At 61.8% G+C, this 19,400-nt stretch carries 18 protein-coding genes; 14 read left to right on the top strand and 4 right to left on the bottom strand.

Annotated features, from left to right (window positions below; genetic code table 11):
* Positions 1 to 169 precede the first annotated feature (169 nt).
* Complete coding sequence (locus tag KH208_RS11925; protein WP_291436571.1) at positions 170 to 1,300, bottom strand: TOBE domain-containing protein; 1,131 nt, start codon at positions 1,298 to 1,300, stop codon at positions 170 to 172.
* Positions 1,301 to 1,478: 178 nt separating this feature from the next.
* Here KH208_RS11925 and modA point away from each other — a divergent pair, with 178 nt between their 5' ends.
* The 12 genes from modA (at position 1,479) to KH208_RS11985 (ending at position 14,784) form a co-directional block, all read left to right on the top strand.
* Positions 1,479 to 2,231, top strand: coding sequence for a molybdate ABC transporter substrate-binding protein (gene modA, locus KH208_RS11930; RefSeq protein ID WP_291436574.1), 753 nt, complete (start codon positions 1,479 to 1,481; stop codon positions 2,229 to 2,231).
* A 191-nt stretch (positions 2,232 to 2,422) separates the two neighbouring features.
* On the top strand, positions 2,423 to 3,109 hold the full coding sequence (modB, locus tag KH208_RS11935; RefSeq protein ID WP_291436576.1) for a molybdate ABC transporter permease subunit: 687 nt from the start codon (positions 2,423 to 2,425) through the stop codon (positions 3,107 to 3,109).
* The gene (locus KH208_RS11940; RefSeq protein ID WP_291436578.1) at positions 3,106 to 3,957 is read left to right on the top strand and encodes an ATP-binding cassette domain-containing protein; all 852 of its coding nucleotides are present in this window, start codon (positions 3,106 to 3,108) and stop codon (positions 3,955 to 3,957) included. Before modB ends, KH208_RS11940 begins: the two co-directional genes overlap by 4 nt.
* Before the next feature lie 336 nt (positions 3,958 to 4,293).
* Positions 4,294 to 6,033, top strand: coding sequence for a sulfoacetaldehyde acetyltransferase (xsc, locus tag KH208_RS11945; protein ID WP_291436580.1), 1,740 nt, complete (start codon positions 4,294 to 4,296; stop codon positions 6,031 to 6,033).
* 267 nt (positions 6,034 to 6,300) lie between these two features.
* Complete coding sequence (gene phnX / locus KH208_RS11950; protein WP_291436582.1) at positions 6,301 to 7,134, top strand: phosphonoacetaldehyde hydrolase; 834 nt, start codon at positions 6,301 to 6,303, stop codon at positions 7,132 to 7,134.
* A gap of 547 nt (positions 7,135 to 7,681) precedes the next feature.
* Entirely contained in the window at positions 7,682 to 9,034 is a 1,353-nt protein-coding gene (locus KH208_RS11955; protein WP_291436583.1) for an SLC13 family permease, read from the top strand.
* A 22-nt stretch (positions 9,035 to 9,056) separates the two neighbouring features.
* Positions 9,057 to 9,902 (top strand): fumarate hydratase, encoded by an 846-nt coding sequence (locus KH208_RS11960; protein WP_291436584.1) that lies wholly within the window; start codon positions 9,057 to 9,059, stop codon positions 9,900 to 9,902.
* A 137-nt stretch (positions 9,903 to 10,039) separates the two neighbouring features.
* Complete coding sequence (locus tag KH208_RS11965) at positions 10,040 to 10,603, top strand: Fe-S-containing hydro-lyase (RefSeq protein ID WP_291436585.1); 564 nt, start codon at positions 10,040 to 10,042, stop codon at positions 10,601 to 10,603.
* Positions 10,604 to 10,677: 74 nt separating this feature from the next.
* A complete protein-coding gene (locus KH208_RS11970) occupies positions 10,678 to 11,307 on the top strand; it encodes a succinate dehydrogenase/fumarate reductase transmembrane subunit (RefSeq protein ID WP_291436586.1) in 630 nt (209 codons plus the stop codon).
* A 10-nt stretch (positions 11,308 to 11,317) separates the two neighbouring features.
* The gene (locus KH208_RS11975; RefSeq protein WP_291436587.1) at positions 11,318 to 13,174 is read left to right on the top strand and encodes a fumarate reductase flavoprotein subunit; all 1,857 of its coding nucleotides are present in this window, start codon (positions 11,318 to 11,320) and stop codon (positions 13,172 to 13,174) included.
* A gap of 11 nt (positions 13,175 to 13,185) precedes the next feature.
* Entirely contained in the window at positions 13,186 to 13,971 is a 786-nt protein-coding gene (locus KH208_RS11980; RefSeq protein WP_291436588.1) for a fumarate reductase iron-sulfur subunit, read from the top strand.
* Positions 13,972 to 14,091: 120 nt separating this feature from the next.
* On the top strand, positions 14,092 to 14,784 hold the full coding sequence (locus KH208_RS11985; protein WP_291436589.1) for a CBS and ACT domain-containing protein: 693 nt from the start codon (positions 14,092 to 14,094) through the stop codon (positions 14,782 to 14,784).
* Positions 14,785 to 15,099: 315 nt separating this feature from the next.
* Here the strand turns inward: KH208_RS11985 and KH208_RS11990 are convergent, their stop codons facing one another.
* Positions 15,100 to 16,482 carry a sigma 54-interacting transcriptional regulator gene (locus KH208_RS11990; protein WP_291436590.1) on the bottom strand — a complete coding sequence of 461 codons (1,383 nt, stop codon included), beginning with the start codon at positions 16,480 to 16,482 and terminating at the stop codon, positions 15,100 to 15,102.
* Positions 16,483 to 16,694: 212 nt separating this feature from the next.
* On the opposite strand from KH208_RS11990, the gene KH208_RS11995 reads away from it, so the two are divergent.
* The gene (locus tag KH208_RS11995) at positions 16,695 to 17,888 is read left to right on the top strand and encodes a GGDEF domain-containing protein (RefSeq protein WP_291436591.1); all 1,194 of its coding nucleotides are present in this window, start codon (positions 16,695 to 16,697) and stop codon (positions 17,886 to 17,888) included.
* A 148-nt stretch (positions 17,889 to 18,036) separates the two neighbouring features.
* On the opposite strand, the gene KH208_RS12000 is transcribed toward KH208_RS11995, so the two are convergent.
* Both KH208_RS12000 and KH208_RS12005 read right to left on the bottom strand, forming a co-directional pair.
* Positions 18,037 to 18,165 (bottom strand): hypothetical protein, encoded by a 129-nt coding sequence (locus KH208_RS12000; protein WP_291436592.1) that lies wholly within the window; start codon positions 18,163 to 18,165, stop codon positions 18,037 to 18,039.
* Positions 18,166 to 18,382: 217 nt separating this feature from the next.
* The gene (locus KH208_RS12005) at positions 18,383 to 18,787 is read right to left on the bottom strand and encodes a helix-turn-helix domain-containing protein (protein WP_291436594.1); all 405 of its coding nucleotides are present in this window, start codon (positions 18,785 to 18,787) and stop codon (positions 18,383 to 18,385) included.
* 170 nt (positions 18,788 to 18,957) lie between these two features.
* Between KH208_RS12005 and KH208_RS12010 the strand changes: the two genes are divergently transcribed.
* The gene (locus KH208_RS12010) at positions 18,958 to 19,209 is read left to right on the top strand and encodes a helix-turn-helix transcriptional regulator (RefSeq protein WP_291436595.1); all 252 of its coding nucleotides are present in this window, start codon (positions 18,958 to 18,960) and stop codon (positions 19,207 to 19,209) included.
* The last annotated feature ends 191 nt before the right edge of the window (positions 19,210 to 19,400 follow it).

Consider the following 19,400-nt stretch of genomic DNA (forward strand, 5'->3'; position numbering starts at 1 on the left):
CCTGCTTTGAGGGAGTGTACTCTTCTGGTACTCGACCGAAAAAGCAGGTGAAATCTGACGCGGCAGGAGGGCAAAAAGGCATAGCGTTAACAGGCCCTAGCCGTTGTACGGATAAAGACGGCATCGATAACGCCGCCGGAAGTCAAAAGCGCCAATTTAGAGACAGCCCCTAATCCAGGCTTAGAATCACCGAGAAAGCCTTGAACAGCACCGTGATTTTGTCTCCGGCGCGCAACGGCGCGCCCGTGGCCGGGCCTTTGCTTTGCAGGGCGCAGATCTGGCTGCCTTCGGGCAGAGCCGCCAGGATTTCCATGACCATTCCGTCCTCGCGCACCCGTTCCACCACGGCGGCGAAGCGGTTTTCCGCGCCGGACGTCGCGTTCACGCGGCCGTTGCCGCCTTCCGGAGCGCCCGCTTCGATCATCACCCAGGGGGCCTTGACGCTGGCGTTGACCAGTTTGCCTTCCTCCAGAGCCAGGCTGCGGTAACTCTCATCCGTGATCAGGGCCGCCACGCGCAGGCCGCCGGCGGTGCTGAGGATGACCTCCACCAGCAGGCCGGACTGGCGCAATGAGACAATCCTTCCCTGAAACACGTTCCGGGCGCTGGTTTTCATGGGTCGCTCCCTTTGCAGTTGTTCACGCAGCAGGCGTTGCGCCTTCTGCGGATCGCAGCGCACAATGCCGCTCTGGCCGGGACCGGCGCGCCGTCCCAGAAAGATGTCCACCACCGGCAGAGGCAGGCCCTGGCGGCCCAGTTCCAGAGCCCGGCTGTGGCGCAGGCTGCGCGCGCTCAGCAGGCCCTTGGGCAGGCCGCAGGCCGCGCCGCACTGTTGCAGACTGCGCCGCACGTAACTGGCGTCGCAACGCATCAGTTCCGGACTGGCCGGAAACAGGCCCGGATCTTCCAGCACCCGGCGCAGGCGGCGGCTCACGGCCAGGGGCAACGGCACCTCGCGGCCGCAGGGCCCCTTCACGCGGATGCTCCCCCCCTGTAAGTCCATGTCCGACGGGCCCAGCGCGAAAATTTCCACCAGGCGCAGACCCGCGTAGCGCAAGAGCATGAAAATCAGCCACATGCGCAGGCGGGGACGTTTTTCGCGCGGCCCGCGCGCCGCCGCGGCCCGCTCCCAGAGCCAGGACTCCACGCTCAACAGTTCCTGCGGGCTGATCCGGCCGGTATCCTGCAGCAGGGCAACGGAATCCCGCCGCAGCAGGCGCTGGCGCAGCCAGGCCATGTCCACCGGGGCGAGCGAGCGCAGCAGCCCCGCCAGTTCTTCACGCTTTGCTGTTTTGTCCATGCTTTTCCCGCGTTTTTCCCCCCTTATACAGGGAGAGTACCGGCTTTGTACAGTATTCACGTTTTTGCCGCAAAACGTGAGCGGCTTGCCGGTCCGTGCCGCTGGGGTAGAGTGGCGGCAGCGCGGCATCGCCCTTCCGGCGTTGCGCCGTCCATTGCTCATGGAGGAGACAACAGACATGAAAACGCCCTTCCTTTTCCGCCTTTTTCTGCCCCTGGCCTGCGTCGGCCTGCTGACCCTGCCCGCCAACGCCGCGGAAATGACCATTTCCGGGGCGGCCAGCCTGACCAACGCCTTTACCGAGCTCAAGGGCATGTTTGAGAAAAAACATCCCGGTCTCACCGCGCATGTCAACTTCGCCGCCTCCAATCCGCTGCTGAAGCAGATTCAGGAAGGCGCGCCCGTGGACGTCTTCGCCTCCGCCGACCAGGCCACCATGGATAAGGCCGTGGCCTCCAAGGTGGTGGACCCGGCCACGCGCAAGGATTTCGCGCTCAACGACCTGGTGCTCATCGTGCCCGCCGGGAGCAAGAAGCCCGCTGATCTGGCCGACCTCAAGAACTTCAAGCGCATCGCCGTGGGCAATCCCGATTCCGTGCCCGCCGGGCGCTACACCCGCGAAGCCCTGACCAGCGCCAAACTCTGGGACGTGCTCCAGCCCCAGGTGATCCAGGGCGCCAGCGTGCGTCAGGTGCTGGACTATGTGGCGCGCGGCGAAGTGGATGCGGGTTTTGTCTACGGCACGGATGCCAATCAGCAGGCCGGCAAGGTGGACGTGGTCCTGGCGGCGCCGGGCCACAAGCCCGTGCTCTATCCCATCGCCGTGGCCGCCACGGGCAAGAACCCCAAGATGGGACAGGCCTTCCTGGACTTCGTGCTGTCGCCGGAAGGGCAGGCGGTGCTGGCCAAGTACGGCTTTTCCAAGCCTTAACGGCAGTTGGTCCTTTTGACCGCCGGCGGTGTTACACACGTTTTTTGCTTGGGTCATGGGCGAGAAGAGCCCATTCCCCGCGCAAAAAATATATGTGCCTTGTCGGCGGTCAAAAATCCTCAAATGCCGTGGAATATCCAGGCGTGTCATCAGATTATTTTTCTTTGCAGCGGACAGGGTGACCCGATCTTATGGATTTTGAGCAGATATCCATTCTGAGCCCGCTGGAACTTTCCCTCCGGGTGGCGGGCATGGCGACTCTGCTTTCCTTTGTGGCGGCCACGTTCATGGCCTGGCTGCTGGCAAGGAAAAGAGGGCCCCTGCCCGCCCTTCTGGACGCACTCTGCACCCTGCCGCTGGTGCTGCCGCCCACGGTGCTGGGCTATTATCTCATTTTGCTGGTGGGGCGGCGCGGCGTGTTCGGCCACTGGCTGGCCGACATGGGCATCAATCTGATCTTTTCCTGGCAGGGAGCCGTGGTGGCGGCCACGGTGGTGGTTTTTCCTCTGATCTACAAATCCGCGCGGGCGGCTCTGGAGCAGGTGGACCCCCAGCTGGAAAACGCGGCCCGCACCCTGGGTTCCTCGGAGTGGCGGGTTTTTGTGAGCGTGTCCCTGCCTCTGGCCTGGAAGGGCATTTTTGCCGGGCTGATGCTGGCCTTCGCGCGCGGCATGGGCGAATTCGGAGCCACACTGATGATCGCGGGCAATATCCCCGGCAAGACCCAGACCCTGGCCCTGGCGATTTATGACGCCTTTCAGGCCGGCAACGATGCGCAGGCCGTCTGGCTGGTGATCATTACCTCCGCTGTCTGCGTCAGTCTGCTGATGGCGGCGGAGTTGCTGCTGAAACTGAAATGGAAAAGGCGGCCCCGATGATCTCGCTGCATCTGCGTAAAACCTTCCGGAATGCGGATACGCCCTTCAGCCTGGATGTGGCCTACGAGATCGGGAACAGCCAGAAGCACGTGGTTCTGTTCGGCCCCTCGGGTTCGGGCAAAAGCCTGACCCTGCAATGTCTGGTCGGACTTACCCGCCCGGATGCCGGGCATATCCGCCTGGGCGGGCGCGTGCTCTATGACGGTGCGGCCAATGTCTGTGTGCCGGCCCGTCGCCGCCGCATCGGCTATATGTTTCAGGAGTACGCGCTATTCCCCCATCTGAGCGTGCTCCAGAATGTGGCCTACGCCCGCACCGGCTGCTGGCCCTGGCGGGTCTGCGCGACGGAGCGGGACAAGGCCCAGGCCATGCTGGAGCGTTTCGGCATCGGGCATCTGGCCCGGCACTTGCCGGTGCAGCTTTCGGGCGGGCAGCGCCAGCGCGCGGCCCTGGCCCGCGCCCTCAACGCTGATCCGCAACTGCTCTTGCTGGACGAGCCCTTTTCCGCCCTGGACCCGCTGCTGCGCGAACGCCTGCGCGAGGAACTGCTGGAACTGCTGGCTGATCTGACCATCCCGGCCGTGATCATCACCCATGATCCCGACGACGTGGACGCTTTTGCCGGCGGCCTGATCCTCTACGACCACGGGCAGGCCCGGCAGGTGCCGGATTACCGCGCCGCGCGCGGGAATTTTGCCACGGCCGGGCAATGCCTGCGGCATTTGCAGGAGGAGCGGGGCGGGACGCGGCAGCGCGCCGCGAATCCTGCGGCCTTTATGCCCCATCCCGCACGCCCGGCGGCCTGTGTCCGCGCGGCACGCGGTGACAACGGCGCGGGAGTCATGTAGAATGAAAACCATAGTGTCCTGAACTGTCCGGTCTGTCCGGAAAATTGAACATTTTTGACAGACACTGTCCGGATTATAAGACGGTTTTGCCGCCCGGAAAAGCCGCCGCAAGGCTGCTGTTCGGAAAGAGCTATGAAATTGAGGCGGATACGAAAACCTTCCGTCCGGCACGCAATTTGCTAATTCTGTCACAATTTTCGGGTGTTCTCAGGCCCTGCAGGCCGCTCTTCCTCTTTTTTCCGCTTTTCTCCGTCGTGCCGCGGGGATGCGGGCGCGAGGAACGGGCGGTTGCGGATCGCAAGCATCACAAACAGCGCGAAAGCAAAAGGAGCAATTATGCCTAAAATGACTCCCAGTGAGGCCATGGCCGAAGTCCTGGTGGAAGAAGGCGTTAAACACGTCAGCGGTATCCTCGGTTCCGCCTACATGGACCTGCTGGACCTCTTCCCGGCCGCGGGCATCGACTTCATCTCCGTGCGTCATGAGCAGACCGCCGGCCACATGGAAGACGCCTTCTGCCGCATGACCGGCAAAGCCGGCGTTGTCATCGGCCAGAACGGCCCCGGCATCACCAACTACGTGACCGCCGTGGCTACCGCCAACATGGCGCACAGCCCCATGATCATCCTTTCGCCCAGCGCCGGTTCCGCTTCCGTGGGTTGGGACGGCTTCCAGGAATGCGACACGTGGAATCTGTTCAAGCCCATCACCAAGGCTTCCCTGCGCGTGCCCCATCCCAAACGCGCCGCCGACGTGCTGCGCACCGCCTTCCGTGCCGCCTACGCCATGCGCGGTCCCGTGCTGGTGGACATCCCGCGCGACTACTTCTACGGCGAGCTGGATGAAGAAATCCTGAAGCCTTCCCAGTACCGCGTGGCCCCCGGCGGCATCGGCAACCCGGAAATGTTCAAGCACGCCGTCGAAGTGCTCAAAGCCGCCAAGAATCCCGTGATCGTGTCCGGCCGCGGCGTGGTTGACGCCGACTGCGTGGATACCGTCAAAGCCCTGGCCGAGCACATCGCCGCTCCCGTGGCCTGCAGCTACCTGCACAACGACGCCTTCCCGGCCGACCATCCGCTGTGGTGCGGCCCCATCGGCTACATGGGCTCCCATGCCGCCATGCGTCTGATGGAAAAGGCCGACGTGATCCTGGCCATCGGCAGCCGCCTGTCCTACTTCGGCACCCTGCCCCAGGACGGCATCAACTACTTCCCCAAGACGGCCAAGATCGTCCAGATCGACATCAACCCCATGCATATCGCCAAGACCCACCCCATTACCGTGGGTCTGTGCGCCGATGCCAAGGACGCTTCCGAAGAACTGTACAAGCAGCTGCGTGAAGCCATGCCCAAGAAGGACATCACCGCCGTTGCCAACAAGGTCAAGGAAGAACTGGCCCTCTGGCACAAGGAAATCGACGAGATCTCCAACGAGCCGGTGATCGAAGGCCGCATGCATCCCCGCAAGGCCCTGGAAGTGGTCGGCAAGTTCGTGTACGACAACGACGCCATCGCCACCACCGACATCGGCAACACCTCCTCCACGGCCAACAGCTACCTGCGTTTCCGCAATCCGAAACGCGACATCGCCACGCTGACCTTCGGCAACACCGGCTTCGCCTATCAGGCCGCTCTGGGCGCGCAGCTCGCCTGCCCGGACAAGCCGGTCGTCTCCATCGCCGGCGACGGCGCCTGGGGCATGAGCCTGTTTGAAGTGCCCACCGCCTGCCAGTTCAACCTGCCCGTCATTGCCACCGTGTACAACAACGGCGCCTGGTGCGCGGAAAAGAAGAACCAGGTGGACTTCTACAACAACCGCTTCGTGGGCGCGGACATCTGGTCCAAGTCCTATGCCAAGATCGCCGAATCCATGGGCGCCGACGGCTACACCGTCAACACCCAGGCCGACCTGGCCAATGCCCTGGAAACGGCCTACAAGAACCGCCGTCCGGCCGTCATCGAAATCATGACCGACGGCACCCGCCTTGCGCCGCCTTTCCGCCGCGACGCTCTGGCGCTGCCCACCCGCTTCCTGCCCAAGTACGAAAAGCTGGACAAGAAGTACTTCCCCAAATAAGTGACTGGTGACTGAACGCGGTCCCGCCGGATCTTCCGGCGGGACCGCTGATCGACAGCGGCGCGGGGAAATTTCCCCGCGCTTTCTTTTTTTAGAGCATTTCGCCTTTGAAACGCAAAGCGTTTCAAAGGCAGACTGCTCTGAAGCATATTGCGCTTGAGATTTCCGTAGGCGGCCAAAGCCCGCCTACGGAAATCTCGCAGGCCTTGTAACAGTACAGAGTACTTTCATTGTGAAAATGCTCTAATCCGTACATGAGGACAGTTCATGAAGCCTTTTCTGCGTCGCACAGTATATACGGGGCCGGTACAGGCCGTTATTCTGGATTGGGCCGGTACGGCGGTGGACCACGGCTGCCGTGGGCCGGTGGCCGTGTTTTCGCGGGCCTTTGAGCGCCACGGCATAGAGCCCGAGGTGGCTGAAGTGCGCGCTCCCATGGGCCGCGAAAAGCGCGAGCACGTGCAGACCATGCTGGCCATGCCGCGCCTGGCCGGACTCTGGCGCGCCGGACACGGCAACGCGCCCGACGATGCCGCCACGGACACGGTTTTTGCCGCCGTGCAGGAGTTGATGCCCGAAACCCTGGCGGACTATGCCATGCCCGTGCCGGGCTGTGTGGAGGCCATTGCCGCCCTGCGCGACAAGGGCCTCAAGATCGGCTCCTGCACCGGCTACAGCCGGGACATGATGGTCCGCCTCATGCCGCGTGCCGAGGCCGCCGGGTATAAACCCGACGCGGTGGTCACAGCCGACGAGGTGCCCCAGGGCCGCCCCTGGCCGTGGATGTGCTATCTCAATTGCATGCGCTTGGGCGTGCATCCGCCGGAGGCCGTGGTCAAGGTCGGCGACACCCTGGCCGACGTGGAAGAGGGCATCAACGCGGGGCACTGGAGCGTGGGCGTGACCCGCACCAGCAATGCCCTGGGCCTGACCGCCGAGGAAGCGGCGGCCCTGCCTGCCGACGAACTCTGCCGCCGCGAGGATGAGCTGGGCCGTGCCTTCCGGGAGGCGGGCGCGCACTATGTGATTTCGAGCATTGCGGATCTGCCCGGCCTGATCGACAAGATCAACGCCCGTCTGGCAAAGGGCGAACGCCCGTAGCCGGCGTTGAGAGCAATCCGTTTTCAGACTGCGGACAAATCCTTGCAGAGCAGTTCACGCATAACATGCGTGAACTGCTCTAATACCATACAAAAAAGCCCGGCCGGAAAAATCTCGGCCGGGTTTTTTCAGGCCCGGGCGCTGCCCGTTCCGGGCAAGCGGGCAGGCGATGAAATTACTCTTTGTATTGGTGGAATGTTTTCACAAAGTCCGTACATTCTGCTATGGATGACGACTTTTTTGCTGTTGATACCATATATATCACAATTTGGTATCACATGTATGGTGAAGGCAAAACAATTGTGATTTTTTACGCAACATATGGATTTATAAAATTTTCCCCCCTATCTATCGCGGTATGCTTGAAAAAAACATAAAAGTTGAGCAGTCATTCAACAAAATGGGGTTGTCAGTATTGCTTCCATATGCAATGCTTTTCCATCTTTTTATAGTCGTTCCGGCCGCTGTGTGCCGGAAGCCGTGTGGAACCCCGTTGGCGGCACGCGTACGGGGACGCCTTCAACTCTGAAACTTTGGAGGTTGACGGATGAAACGGTCTTTTTTACTGGCAGTGATGCTGCTGGCTCTGGCGGCCGTGCTGGCGGGGCAGGACGCTCTCGCCGCCACGGGCATGGGCATAAAACTGCCTGAAGACCCCACCAAGGCCTACATCACGCTGGGCATCCTGGTAGCGGCGGCGGTCATGTTCTTCACCGAAGTCGTACCCCTGCCCATCACCGCCCTGCTGGTGCCGGTGGCGCTTTCCCTGACGCACGTCATTACCTCCAAGGTGGCCTTCAGCTATTTCGGCGATCCCACGGTCATCCTGTTCATGGCCATGTTCATCGTGGGCGAGGCCACGTTCATTACCGGCTTCGCGGACAAGGTCGGCGCGCTGGCCGTGCGCCTCTCCAAGGGCAATACCGTGCTGCTGCTGGTTTACACCATGGCCGCCGTGGGCCTGCTCTCCACCGTGCTGTCCAACACCGGCACCACCGTGGTGGCCGTGCCCATGATTCTGGGCATGTGCATCAAGGCCAAACTGGCGCCGGGCAAGGTGCTCATGCCCGTGGCTTTCGCTTCCTCCCTGGGCGGCACCGTGACTCTGGTGGGCACGCCGCCCAACGGCATTATCAACTCCATGCTGGTCCAGACCGGGCAAACCCCCTTCGGTTTCTTTGAGTTCGGCCTGATCGGCGTGCCCCTGCTGGTGGTCGGTCTGGCCTATTACGGGCTCATTGGGCACCGTCTGCTTCCCGAAGGCCGCCAGATGGACGACGACATCGTCATCGAGGGCCAGACGCGCCGCGAAAACAAGATGTGGTACTCCATCGCCATTTTCGCCTTTGTTGTCTTCATGATGGCCAGCGAGCTCATGCCCCTGACCACGGCCGCCATACTGGGCGCCTGCCTGATGGTCATCTCCGGCTGCATGACCATGCGCGAGGCCTTCCGTAGCGTGGACTGGACCACCATCTTCCTCTTTGCGGGCATGCTTTCCATGTCCGCGGCCATGGCCAAGTCCGGCGCGGCCGCCATTGTGGCCAATGCCGTGGTGAGCATGGTTTCGGACCCCTGGATGCTCATGCTGGTCTGCTGCGCGCTTACAGCCCTGATCACCAACTTCATGTCCAATACGGCCACGGCCGCGCTCATGGCCCCGCTGGCCCTGCCCATCGCCCTGGCCAGCGGCATTTCGCCCCTGCCCATTACCATGGGCATCGCCATGTCCGCCTCGGCCTGCTTCCTGACGCCTATCGCCACTCCGCCCAACACCATTGTGCTGGGGCCGGGCAAGTACAGCTTCCTGGATTACGTCAAGGCCGGCTGGCCCCTGCAATTGATCACCCTGATTATGTGCTGGCTGCTCATTCCCATGATCTGGCCTTTCCATCCGTAAGCCGTTCCGGCGGAGAGAAATGATGAAGGAAATTCACGTTACTGCCATTACGGAGGCCGTGGCCGGTCTGGCCGTGGAGGCCTGCTGCCGCCTGCCCGAGGACATGGTCGAGGCCATGCGGGCGGCCCGCGCCCAGGAGCCGTCGCCGGTGGGCCGGAATATTCTGGACCAGCTGTTGGAAAACGCGGCCATCGCCGCGCGCGAAACCATGCCCATCTGCCAGGATACAGGCCTGGCCGTGGTGTTCGCCGAGGTGGGGCAGGATGTGCGCATTGTGGGCGGCGGCTTTGAGGACGCCGTCAACGAAGGCGTGCGCCGGGGCTATGTGGACGGCTACCTGCGCAAATCCTGCGTGGCCGAGCCGCTCTTCGAGCGCAGGAACACCAGGGACAACACCCCCGCCGTTCTCCACACGCGCATTGTGCCCGGCGACCATCTGCGCCTGCGCCTCGCGCCCAAGGGCGCGGGCTCGGAAAACAAGAGCGTGCTGAAAATGCTGGTGCCCGCCGACGGCATCGAGGGCGTGCGCCGGGTGGTGCTGGACGCGGTGCTGGCCGCCGGTCCCAACTCCTGTCCGCCCCTGGTGGTCGGCGTGGGCCTGGGCGGCACCATGGAGGTGGCGGCCATCTGCGCCAAAAAAGCCGCCGCGCGCGATCTGGAAAGCGTCAACCCGGACCCGCGCTACGCGGCCTTTGAACGGGAACTGCTGGAAATGATCAACAAGACCGGCATCGGTCCGCAGGGCCTGGGCGGCCTGACCACGGCCCTCAAGGTGCATGTGGAGTGGGCTCCCACCCACATCGCCTCCCTGCCCGTGGCTGTGAACATCAATTGTCACGCGGCCCGCCACGCGGAAGTCGTACTCTAGAGCGGTTCACGCATGAAATGCGGTAACTGCTCTCAAGGATTTGCAGACAAATCCTTGTCACAAAATGCGAGCAGGCGGGCTTTGCCCGCCGTAAGCGAGCATTTCAAGTGTTAAATGCTCCAGGAGGAGGGCGAGACATGTCCGACGATCAGGTCAAACGCATCCGCGCCCCTTTTGACGACGCCACGGCGCGCTCCCTGCGGGCCGGAGACAGGGTGCTGATTTCCGGCGTTATTCTGGCCGCGCGCGACGCGGCCCACAAGCGGCTGGTGGAGACTCTGGACCGGGGCGAAGCGCTGCCCGTGGATCTGCGCGGCGCTGTCGTCTATTACGTGGGCCCCTCGCCCGCCAAGCCCGGGCAGGCCATCGGCGCGGCCGGGCCCACCACTTCGGGCCGCATGGACGCCTATACGCCCCGGCTGCTGGATCAGGGCCTCAAGGGGATGATCGGCAAAGGCTACCGCAAGCCGGAAGTGGTGGAAGCCATGAAAAAGCACGGCATGCCCTATCTGGCCGCCGTGGGCGGCGCGGGCGCGCTCATCGCCCGCAGCATCAAAAAGTACACTGTGCTGGCCTATGAGGATCTCGGCCCCGAAGCCGTGGCCGCCATGGAAGTGGAGGATTTCCCGGCCATCGTGGTCATCGACAGCCTGGGCGACAATTACTACGAAACGGGCCAGGCCCCGTATCGGCAGTTGTAACGGCCCGGCGCGCCGGGCCATTCCGGCGTGCCGCCGTGTCCGCAATACGGAATACTTTCCTATAAGGAGTTGCTATGGCGCCAATGAGAGCCCCCGCCGACGCCCGGACCCGCCTGGATTTCTGGCAAGCCGCGTCCGGCGCGCTGCTGGCCCTTTTCGTCTGTGTCCATCTGCTGCTGGAAGGCAGCGTGGTGATCAGCCCCGCGCTGACCAACGGCATCGCCTGGCTGCTGGAAGCCACCTTCCTGACCCAGGTCGTGGCCCCGCTCATCGTGCTGCTGGTGATTTTCCACTTCTGGATCGCGGCCCGTAAAATGCCCTTCCGCGCCAATGAGCTGGGCATTTTCGTGCGCCACAGCAAAAGCCTGCGCGAGGCCGACACCTGGCTCTGGCTGGTGCAGGTCTTTACCGCTGTGGTCATTCTGGTGGGCGTGTTCTTCCACGTCTACACGGTCATGACCAACCTGCCCATCAACGTGGCGGGCAGCGCCAAGCGCCTGCACGACGGTTGGCTGGCCTTTTACGTGGTCTTTCTGCCCTGCGTTATTCTGCACACGGGCGTCGGCGTGTACCGCCTGGCCGTGAAGTACGGCGTGTGCACCAAGGCCGAGCGCGCCCGCTGGCGCAGGTGGATATGGATTGTCATGGGCTGTTACCTTGTGCTCGGCGTGCTGGCTCTGGCCCGCGTCTGGTTCCTGGGATAGGGGGGTGCGTATGCGTGTTTTTCAAAGTGATGTTCTCTGCATGGGCGCCGGTCTGGCCGGGGAGCGCGTGGCTGTGGAAGCCGCGCAGGCGGGCTTCAGCGTCATCTGTTTGAGTCTGGTGCCGCCCCGGCGCTCCCATTCCTCGGCGGCCATGGGCGGCATGCAGGCGGCCCTGGGCAATTCCATCATGGGCGACGGCGACAGCCCGGAAATCCATTTCAACGACACGGTCAAAGGCTCGGACTGGGGCTGCGATCAGGAGGTGGCCCGTCTGTTCGCCAAGACCGCGCCCATCGCCATGCGCGAAATGGCCTGGATGGGCGTGCCCTGGAGCCGGGTGGTGCCCGGCGAGCACACCTATTACAAGGGCGGCAAACCCTTTCAGGCCACGGAAAAAGCCGAGAACGAAGGGCTGATCCATTCCCGCGCCTTCGGCGGCACGGCCAAATGGCGTACCTGCTATACCTCGGACGGCACGGGCCATGCCGTGCTCTTCACCCTGGACAACCGCCTGCTGCAACTGGGCGTGGACGTGCACGACCGCGTGCAGGCCGAGGCCCTGGTGCATGACGGCGAGCGCTGCATGGGCTGCGTGGCCCGTGATCTGCGCACCGGCGAGCTGGTGGGCTATTTCGCCAAGGCCACGCTTATCGCCACGGGCGGCTACGGGCGCATCTACCGGGCCACCACCAATGCCGTGATCTGCGACGGCGGCGGCCAGATCACCGCTCTGGACACGGGCGTGGTGCCGCTGGGCAATATGGAGGCCGTGCAGTTCCACCCCACGGGCACGGTGCCCACGGACATTCTGGTGACCGAGGGCTGCCGGGGCGACGGCGGCACCCTGCTGGACGTCAACGAATACCGCTTCATGCCCGACTACGAGCCGGAAAAGGCCGAACTGGCCTCGCGCGACGTGGTTTCCCGCCGTATGACCGAGCACATGCGCAAGGGCTTCGGCGTGCCCAGCCCCTACGGCGAGCATCTCTGGCTGGATATCCGCCATCTGGGCGAAAAGCACATCACCACCAACCTGCGGGAAGTCTACGACATCTCCACGCACTTCCTGGGCGTGAACCCCATCCATCAGCTCATCCCGGTGCGGCCCACCCAGCACTACAGCATGGGCGGCGTGCGCATCAACAAGGACGGCCACGCCTACGGCCTCCAAGGCCTGTTCGCGGCGGGCGAGGCCGCCTGCTGGGACATGCACGGCTTCAACCGCCTGGGCGGCAACTCCCTGGCCGAAACCATCGTGTCGGGCCGCATTGTGGGCAAAAAACTGGTGGAATTCCTGCAGGGCTATGAATGCGTATTCTCCACGGCGGCCATGGGCGACGCGGCGGCCAAGGTGCGCGAGCGCATCGAAAACCTGCTCCGGGGCACGGGCGACGACTGCTACACCCTGCGCAACGCCATGCAGGACATAATGATGGAGCATGTGGGCATCTTCCGCAACGGCAAGAATCTGGAAGCCGGCGTGGCGAAACTCCAAGACCTGCTGGAGCGCAGCAAGAACATGCGCCTGCGCGGCGGCAACATCCCCGGCCCGCACGGCGAGCTTTCCATGGCCCTGCGCGTGCCGGGCATGCTCAAGCTGGCCCTGTGCACGGCTTACGGGGCGCAGCAGCGCACCGAGAGCCGGGGCGCGCATGCCCGCGAGGACTACCCCGAGCGTAACGACAAGGACTGGCTGGTGCGCACCCTGGCTACCTGGAAGGAGGGCGACAGCCTGCCCACCCTCAACTATGAAAAGGCCACGCCGTTCTATATCCTGCCGCCCGGCGACAGGGGCTACGGCGGCGGCAAGATCATCCCCGGCGACATCGGGGAGGGCGAAATCGAGCCCTTTGCGCAAAAGGTCTAAGGGAGGCCGACATGGGACGCAACCTGACGTTTGAGATCTTTCGCTACAATCCGCTGGATCCCCATTCCCAGCCTCACATGCAGACCTTTAACCTGGAAGAGCATCCCAGCATGACGCTCTTCATTGCCTTGAACATGATCCGCGAAACCCAGGACGCCGGCCTGCAGTTCGACTTCTGCTGCCGCGCGGGCATCTGCGGTTCCTGCGGCATGGTCATCAACGGCCGCCCGGGCCTGGCCTGCCATACCCAGACCTGCGATCTGCCCGCCCGCATCAGCCTGCACCCCCTGCCGGTGTTCAAGCTGCTGGGCGACCTTTCGGTGGATACGGGCACCTGGTTCCGGCATGTGGGCAAAAAGATCGAATCCTGGATTCACACCAACAAGGCCTTTGACCCGGACGCTCAGGAAGAGCGCATGGACAACGAACTGGCCACCCGGATCTTCGAACTGGACCGCTGCATCGAGTGCGGCTGCTGCGTGGCGGCCTGCGGCACGGCGCGCATGCGCGAGGACTTTATCGGGGCCACGGCCATCAACCGCATGGCCCGCTTCTATATCGACCCGCGCGACAACCGCACCCCGGCGGATTATTACGACCTTATCGGCGACGACAATGGTGTTTTCGGCTGCATGGGCCTGCTGGCCTGCGACAACGTCTGTCCCAAACAGCTGCCCCTGCAGGACCAGCTGGGCATCATGCGCCGCATGGTGTCCGCCGAATCCGTGCGCGGCATTCTGCCGGAATTCCTGCGCAAAAAGCTCCAGGGTTGCGGTTGCGATCACACCCGGGCATAACCACGGAACGGCCGCCGTTCCGCGGCGGCCTCCGCGTGATGACAAACCCCGCTTCGCGGGCATTGCGCCGCCATCGACGGCAGGGCCGCCGGGCGGAAATTCGCCAAAAGGAAGCATGCCATGCTGATACTTGACTGGATGAAATCCAATGTGATCTCGGTTCCGCCGGACACCTCCCTGCTCCACTGCCGGAAGCTGTTCAAGGACAACCACATCGGCCGCCTGCCCGTGGTGGATGCGGACAAGGTCGTGGTGGGCCTGATTTCCGCCTCGGACATCAACGCCTTCGCGCCCCAGCGCACCACGGGCCTTGAAATTCTGGAAGTGCTCGACATCCTGGGCGAAACCATGGCCAAGCAGATCATGACCGTGGACCCGGTGACCATCAATTACAAGGGCACGGTGGAACAGGCCGCCCTGCTGATGATTGAAAAGCGTGTGGCCTGCCTGCCGGTGGTCAATGACGAGGAAAAACTGGTCGGCATTCTCACCGAATGGGATATTTTCAAGGCCCTGGTCAGCATCAGCGGGGCCGCCATGCCCGAGGGCGTGGAAATGGCCTTCAAGCTGGAGAACAAGCGCGGCACCCTGCGCGAGATTCTGGATCTGCTCAAGGAATACGGGGTGCGCATTTCCACGGTGCTCTCGATCATTTCCGACGACGGCATGCGCCAGGTGAAGATCCGCTTCTGGTCCGAAGACGCGGAGGCGGAAAACAAGGCCCTGGAAAAGCTCAAGGACCACGCCGGGCTGCGCTACTGGGCCCGTGGGGGCGAAGTATACCTGCGCGACAAGCCGGATTTCAAACTCTGAGCCGACGCGAAACGCCGCATCTGAATCACAAGGCCGCCCATCGGGCGGCCTTCAGACTGATGACAAACCCCGCTTCGCGTGGTTTGCGCCACCAACGGCGGCTTAGCCGCCGGGGTGGAAAGGCACGAAAATCCGTCGCTTAACGGCGCGGCAAAGCCGCGACCTGCTCCTGATTTTCGGGGCTGCCGACGTTGTCAACAGCCTCAAGGCCGCCCATAGGGCGGCCTTTATCTGTGGCGGAAAAGGCATTCAAAACTCCGGCGGTTTGAGGCGTCGGGCCGGGAATCGGCGGGCTTGCTTTCAGGCTTGCTGAATCTATGCGCCCCGGCGGCTGATGCCGTACTTGCGCAGCTTTTCGTACAGCGTGGCGCGCGCGATATGCAGGGTACGCGCGGTGCGCGAGACATTGCCGCCCTGTTCGGCCAGCACTTTGCGGATGACCACGGCCTCGGTGTCGGCCATGATGTCGGAAAGATCCCCGGCGGCTACGGCGCGCATGGGCAGGTCCGCGCTGGGCAGGGTGTCCGGCGGGAAGTCGTCCACCTGGATCATGTCGCCGTGGCGCATGGTGGCCGCGTGCACCACGGCATTGTGCAACTGCCGCACGTTGCCCGGCCAGGAAAAGGCCAGCATGGCCGCCTCGGCTTCCGGGGCAAAGGCCAGATGTTCCAGGCCCATGCGCGAAAGCACGTAGCGGGCGATGGGCAGGATGTCGTCCGCGCGCTCGCAGAGCGGCGGAATTTCCAGCACAAAGGTATTGATGCGGTAGTAGAGGTCCTCGCGGAAAGAACCCGCGCTGAGCATGGCCGAAATGTTCCGGTTGGTGGCCGCCACCAGGCGGAAGTCCACGTTGCGGGCGTTGACCGAGCCCACCCGGCAGACGCTGCGGCTTTCCAGCACGCGCAGGAGCTTGGCCTGGATCTCGGGCGGCATTTCCCCGATTTCGTCCAGAAAGAGGGTGCCCTTGTCGGCCAGTTCGATCTGGCCGATTTTGCCGTCCTGATGCGCGCCGGAAAACGCGCCGCGCGCATAGCCGAACAGCTCGGACTCAAAGAGATCCTTGGGGATGGCCGCGCAGTTGATGCTGACCAGCGGGCCTTCGGCGCGCGGGCTTTCGGCGTGCAGGGCATGGGCAAAGAGTTCCTTGCCCGCGCCCGTGGCTCCCAGAATCAGCACCGGCGCGTCCAGTTGGGCATAGCTTCGCACCTGTTGCTTGAGGCGGCGCATGGGCGCGCTTTCGCCCAGAATGCTGCGCAGGCTGTACTGCGGGGCCAGGCTGGCCTTGATCCGGCGCTTATACTGATTAAGGGTGTGCCCCAGGTGGTCGATCTTGGAGGAGAGTTTTTTCAGCTCTTCGGGATCGTTGAAAATGGCCTGGGAGACCATGCCCGCCAGCCGCCCCTGGCCGTCGCGCACCGGAATGCGGTTGACCACCACGGGCAGGGCGTTGCCCGGCCCGAGCTGACAGAGTTCGCCCATTTCGGCCCGGCCGTCGCGCAGCACCACGCGTGCGCGCGAGTGAGGGATGATTTCAGTGATGTCGCATCCCAGCAGTTCTTCGGGCCGCCGGCCCAGCAGATCGGCATAGGCCTTGTTCACGAAGCGGATGATGTAGTCCATGTCGCAGAACAGCACGCCCATGGGCAGGCTGTCCAGAATGAGGGAGGTCATTTCGCTGTTTTTTGTGAAAGGGGACATGGAAAACTCCTCGGCCGTGCCGCGCCTCGCGCGGCGGCCTTATTCCTTATACAGACGGGAGGGGTTTGAGGCAAGTTCAGCGCCCGCCGGGACACGCGTCAGCTTTTCGTTGAATCATGCCCGGCCCTGGTGTATAGTCCCCTATCTCACTGGGCGCTTGTAGTCCGCATTTGGCGGCCTTCTCAGCCGGATAGGCATCCTGGACCGGAGACATGAACACGGATTCCGTCAGTACGCCGTTGTCCGGCGTGGAAAGAAAAATCCTGCTGAGCGTCCCCCTGGCCATTCTGGCCACGGCGATCTCCATTTTCGGGATTTTTTATTATCAGGTGACCATGGGCGTCAGCCACACGGTGCTGGAGCGTTCAGGCGCCATCTTTTCCTATCTGACCGACCGCATTCCGCCGCAAAGCCTGCTGGAACTCAACAGCCCCGCCGACGAAAACAGTCCCCTGTATGCCGAGGTTCAGAATCTGCTCACGAGCGTGCGGCAGTTGACGGCCGTGCGCTATCTCTACACGGCCCGGCTCAACGACCAAGGCAAGGCCGTCTATGTGGTGGACGGCCTGGATCCGGCCGCCGAAGACTTCCGCCATATCGGGGATCTCATCGAACCCGAGGTGCTGCCTCTGTTGACGCGCTGCCTCCGGGGCAGCCCCGCGCATGCGGACAAGGTGATCAGCACGGACTGGGGCGACGTGCTGCCCGCCTGCGAGCCCATCCGCCGGGAGGGCCGCACCGTGGGGGCCATTGTCATGGAGTTTGACGCCGGTCTTATTGCCGGAAGCATCCGCAAGGCGCTGTCCATCAGCCTGGTCGGCTCCTGCGCGCTGGTGTTGCTGTTCATCTTTGTCACCACCTGGCTGCTGCGCCGCCTTTCCGTGCCCCTGTACCGCAAGCTGGCCTATACCGACCTGCTGACCGGCATCAACAACCGCAACGCCTTTGAGCTGGACACCAAGCGTCTCCACGACCGCAATGAGCAGCAGGGACTGAGCGTGCTCACCTGCGATCTGAATATGCTTAAAAAGGTCAATGACCAGCGCGGCCATGCCGCCGGGGACCAGTACATCATCAGCCTGGCGCGCCTGCTGGTGGAGCGCTTCAAGAACCGGGGCGAAACCTACCGCACCGGCGGCGACGAATTCGCCACCCTGCTGCGGGATGTGGATGTGGCCGCCCTGCGGGACGAAATGGACGAACTGCACGCGCGGGCCCTGCATATCAGCGTGGCGGGCTTTCCGCTCTTTTTCGCCTACGGCATCGCCAGCTTTGACCCGGAACGCGATGCGGACATCCACGCCACCCTGACCCGCGCGGACGCCCAGATGTATGCCCACAAGCGCGCGTTAAAGCAAAAAGGCGAGCGGGAAGAGGCCGAGGATGCGGACAGGAACATAACCTGAACGGTCGCGCGGCTCTGTTTTCATGTCTGCCGCCCGACCCGGCATTCAAGATGTTTTGCGGTAATTACATTCGTAGAGCGTTGATACGGACAGTGAAGCACGGCGCGCATGCGCGTGCATCAGTTATTCGTATTCGTGAGAATCACGCTCAGCTTTTTTGAGTGGTATTTTTCTTCGGTCGTCCCGCCTTCTTGGGCCGGATATCTTCCTCATCCGGCTTTGCCCAATCCTTCGGCAAAAGCGCATCCACATTCCGAACCAATATGCCTGCTTCCATGTGTTGTTGCCTTTGCGAATATCCGTTCTCTCAATGGTTCGCGCTTAGTGTTGCATAATCCAATACAGGCATTATACTATTTCGTAATGTATTCATTTTATATTTTATGTAATAGGAGAATTTCGAACCGTTCATGAGTTGTCGAAATTCTAGGGAGGATTATAAAATAGTAAATTTTTACTGGTTAATCTACATCAAATTTCAATTTTCCTAATTTTTATTCACCTTCCTGTAGTTCGCCACAATTATTTGAACAAAATATTTTTTCTTGTGAAATGACGATTCGCCTTACTAATTCATCCGCAAGTATGCGTGAAGGTAAACGCCTGAGTGCTTCCTTATCAGATTTTTCCGCGACAATGACTTCTTCAATCTCATGGTCGTTCAATACTGGAAGCCGGGTAATAGAGTAAGGGCCTTTTCCTGTAAGAATCCATTCAGGATTCACATTTTTCATTAACATCAAGATTACAAGCCAGCTGGAAGGGATTTCTCTGCGTCGCTTGGCATCGGACACCTCCGATTGCCGGATGCCCAGAAATTTCGCCAACTCAACCTGTGTCCTTGCGTCAGAAATGAGTTTGATGCGCTCCAGTTGTTCTTGGAAGCCCAATGTACCCATACTCCCTCCATAATTATTTAAAATTATTCAATATATAATATTTGTTAGTCCAAAGGTGCCCGATATATTGGGGGAAAGCTGCTTTTCATCAGACAAGATTGAGTAGCTATTGGCACTTTCGAGTAGTTATAACTACTCGGATTGAGAAAAGCCAGCAGTAATGTTCGAGAATGGCAAATGAAGAAAAAATAGCACGCAGATTTATGCCGAATGTACTCAAGCGGCACAGAGAAGCTGCGGGTCTTTCACAGCGGCAACTTGCTGATAGTGTGGGTGTCAGTAAAGGATTTATCTCCGCTCTTGAAGGAGGGAGAAGTGTGCCGAATCTTGATATGTTGGTTCAGCTTGCTGATGCCATGAACGTACGTTCTGGCGCTCTCATGGATGAAATGGTCGCGGATGCGGAAAAAGAAATGTACTGATCACGTTTCATCACTATTACGGTCTTAAAACCTTGACGCTAATCCATCATTAGCATCCGGCTGCCGGAACAGTGTTCGGCGCAGGAATTGATCTGTAGTAGTTCAGACTTGATCTGACAGTCGGTACCGTTTTGATGGTGCCTGTTGTCAGGTTAGTTGAGCTGCCCGACCTTTTTCTTCCAGAGTAGTTT

The organism is Desulfovibrio sp., from assembly GCF_018379785.1.
In the GTDB taxonomy this organism is placed as follows: domain Bacteria; phylum Desulfobacterota; class Desulfovibrionia; order Desulfovibrionales; family Desulfovibrionaceae; genus Desulfovibrio.

Excerpts from the sequence above, each read along its gene's own strand:
- KH208_RS11925 (WP_291436571.1), bottom strand. The coding sequence starts at position 1,300 with ATGGACAAAACAGCAAAGCGTGAAGAACTGGCGGGGCTGCTGCGCTCG.
- modA (WP_291436574.1), top strand. The coding sequence starts at position 1,479 with ATGAAAACGCCCTTCCTTTTCCGCCTTTTTCTGCCCCTGGCCTGCGTC.
- modB (WP_291436576.1), top strand. The coding sequence starts at position 2,423 with ATGGATTTTGAGCAGATATCCATTCTGAGCCCGCTGGAACTTTCCCTC.
- KH208_RS11940 (WP_291436578.1), top strand. The coding sequence starts at position 3,106 with ATGATCTCGCTGCATCTGCGTAAAACCTTCCGGAATGCGGATACGCCC.
- xsc (WP_291436580.1), top strand. The coding sequence starts at position 4,294 with ATGCCTAAAATGACTCCCAGTGAGGCCATGGCCGAAGTCCTGGTGGAA.
- phnX (WP_291436582.1), top strand. The coding sequence starts at position 6,301 with ATGAAGCCTTTTCTGCGTCGCACAGTATATACGGGGCCGGTACAGGCC.
- KH208_RS11955 (WP_291436583.1), top strand. The coding sequence starts at position 7,682 with ATGAAACGGTCTTTTTTACTGGCAGTGATGCTGCTGGCTCTGGCGGCC.
- KH208_RS11960 (WP_291436584.1), top strand. The coding sequence starts at position 9,057 with ATGAAGGAAATTCACGTTACTGCCATTACGGAGGCCGTGGCCGGTCTG.
- KH208_RS11965 (WP_291436585.1), top strand. The coding sequence starts at position 10,040 with ATGTCCGACGATCAGGTCAAACGCATCCGCGCCCCTTTTGACGACGCC.
- KH208_RS11970 (WP_291436586.1), top strand. The coding sequence starts at position 10,678 with ATGGCGCCAATGAGAGCCCCCGCCGACGCCCGGACCCGCCTGGATTTC.
- KH208_RS11975 (WP_291436587.1), top strand. The coding sequence starts at position 11,318 with ATGCGTGTTTTTCAAAGTGATGTTCTCTGCATGGGCGCCGGTCTGGCC.
- KH208_RS11980 (WP_291436588.1), top strand. The coding sequence starts at position 13,186 with ATGGGACGCAACCTGACGTTTGAGATCTTTCGCTACAATCCGCTGGAT.
- KH208_RS11985 (WP_291436589.1), top strand. The coding sequence starts at position 14,092 with ATGCTGATACTTGACTGGATGAAATCCAATGTGATCTCGGTTCCGCCG.
- KH208_RS11990 (WP_291436590.1), bottom strand. The coding sequence starts at position 16,482 with ATGTCCCCTTTCACAAAAAACAGCGAAATGACCTCCCTCATTCTGGAC.
- KH208_RS11995 (WP_291436591.1), top strand. The coding sequence starts at position 16,695 with ATGAACACGGATTCCGTCAGTACGCCGTTGTCCGGCGTGGAAAGAAAA.
- KH208_RS12000 (WP_291436592.1), bottom strand. The coding sequence starts at position 18,165 with ATGGAAGCAGGCATATTGGTTCGGAATGTGGATGCGCTTTTGCCGAAG.
- KH208_RS12005 (WP_291436594.1), bottom strand. The coding sequence starts at position 18,787 with ATGGGTACATTGGGCTTCCAAGAACAACTGGAGCGCATCAAACTCATT.
- KH208_RS12010 (WP_291436595.1), top strand. The coding sequence starts at position 18,958 with ATGGCAAATGAAGAAAAAATAGCACGCAGATTTATGCCGAATGTACTC.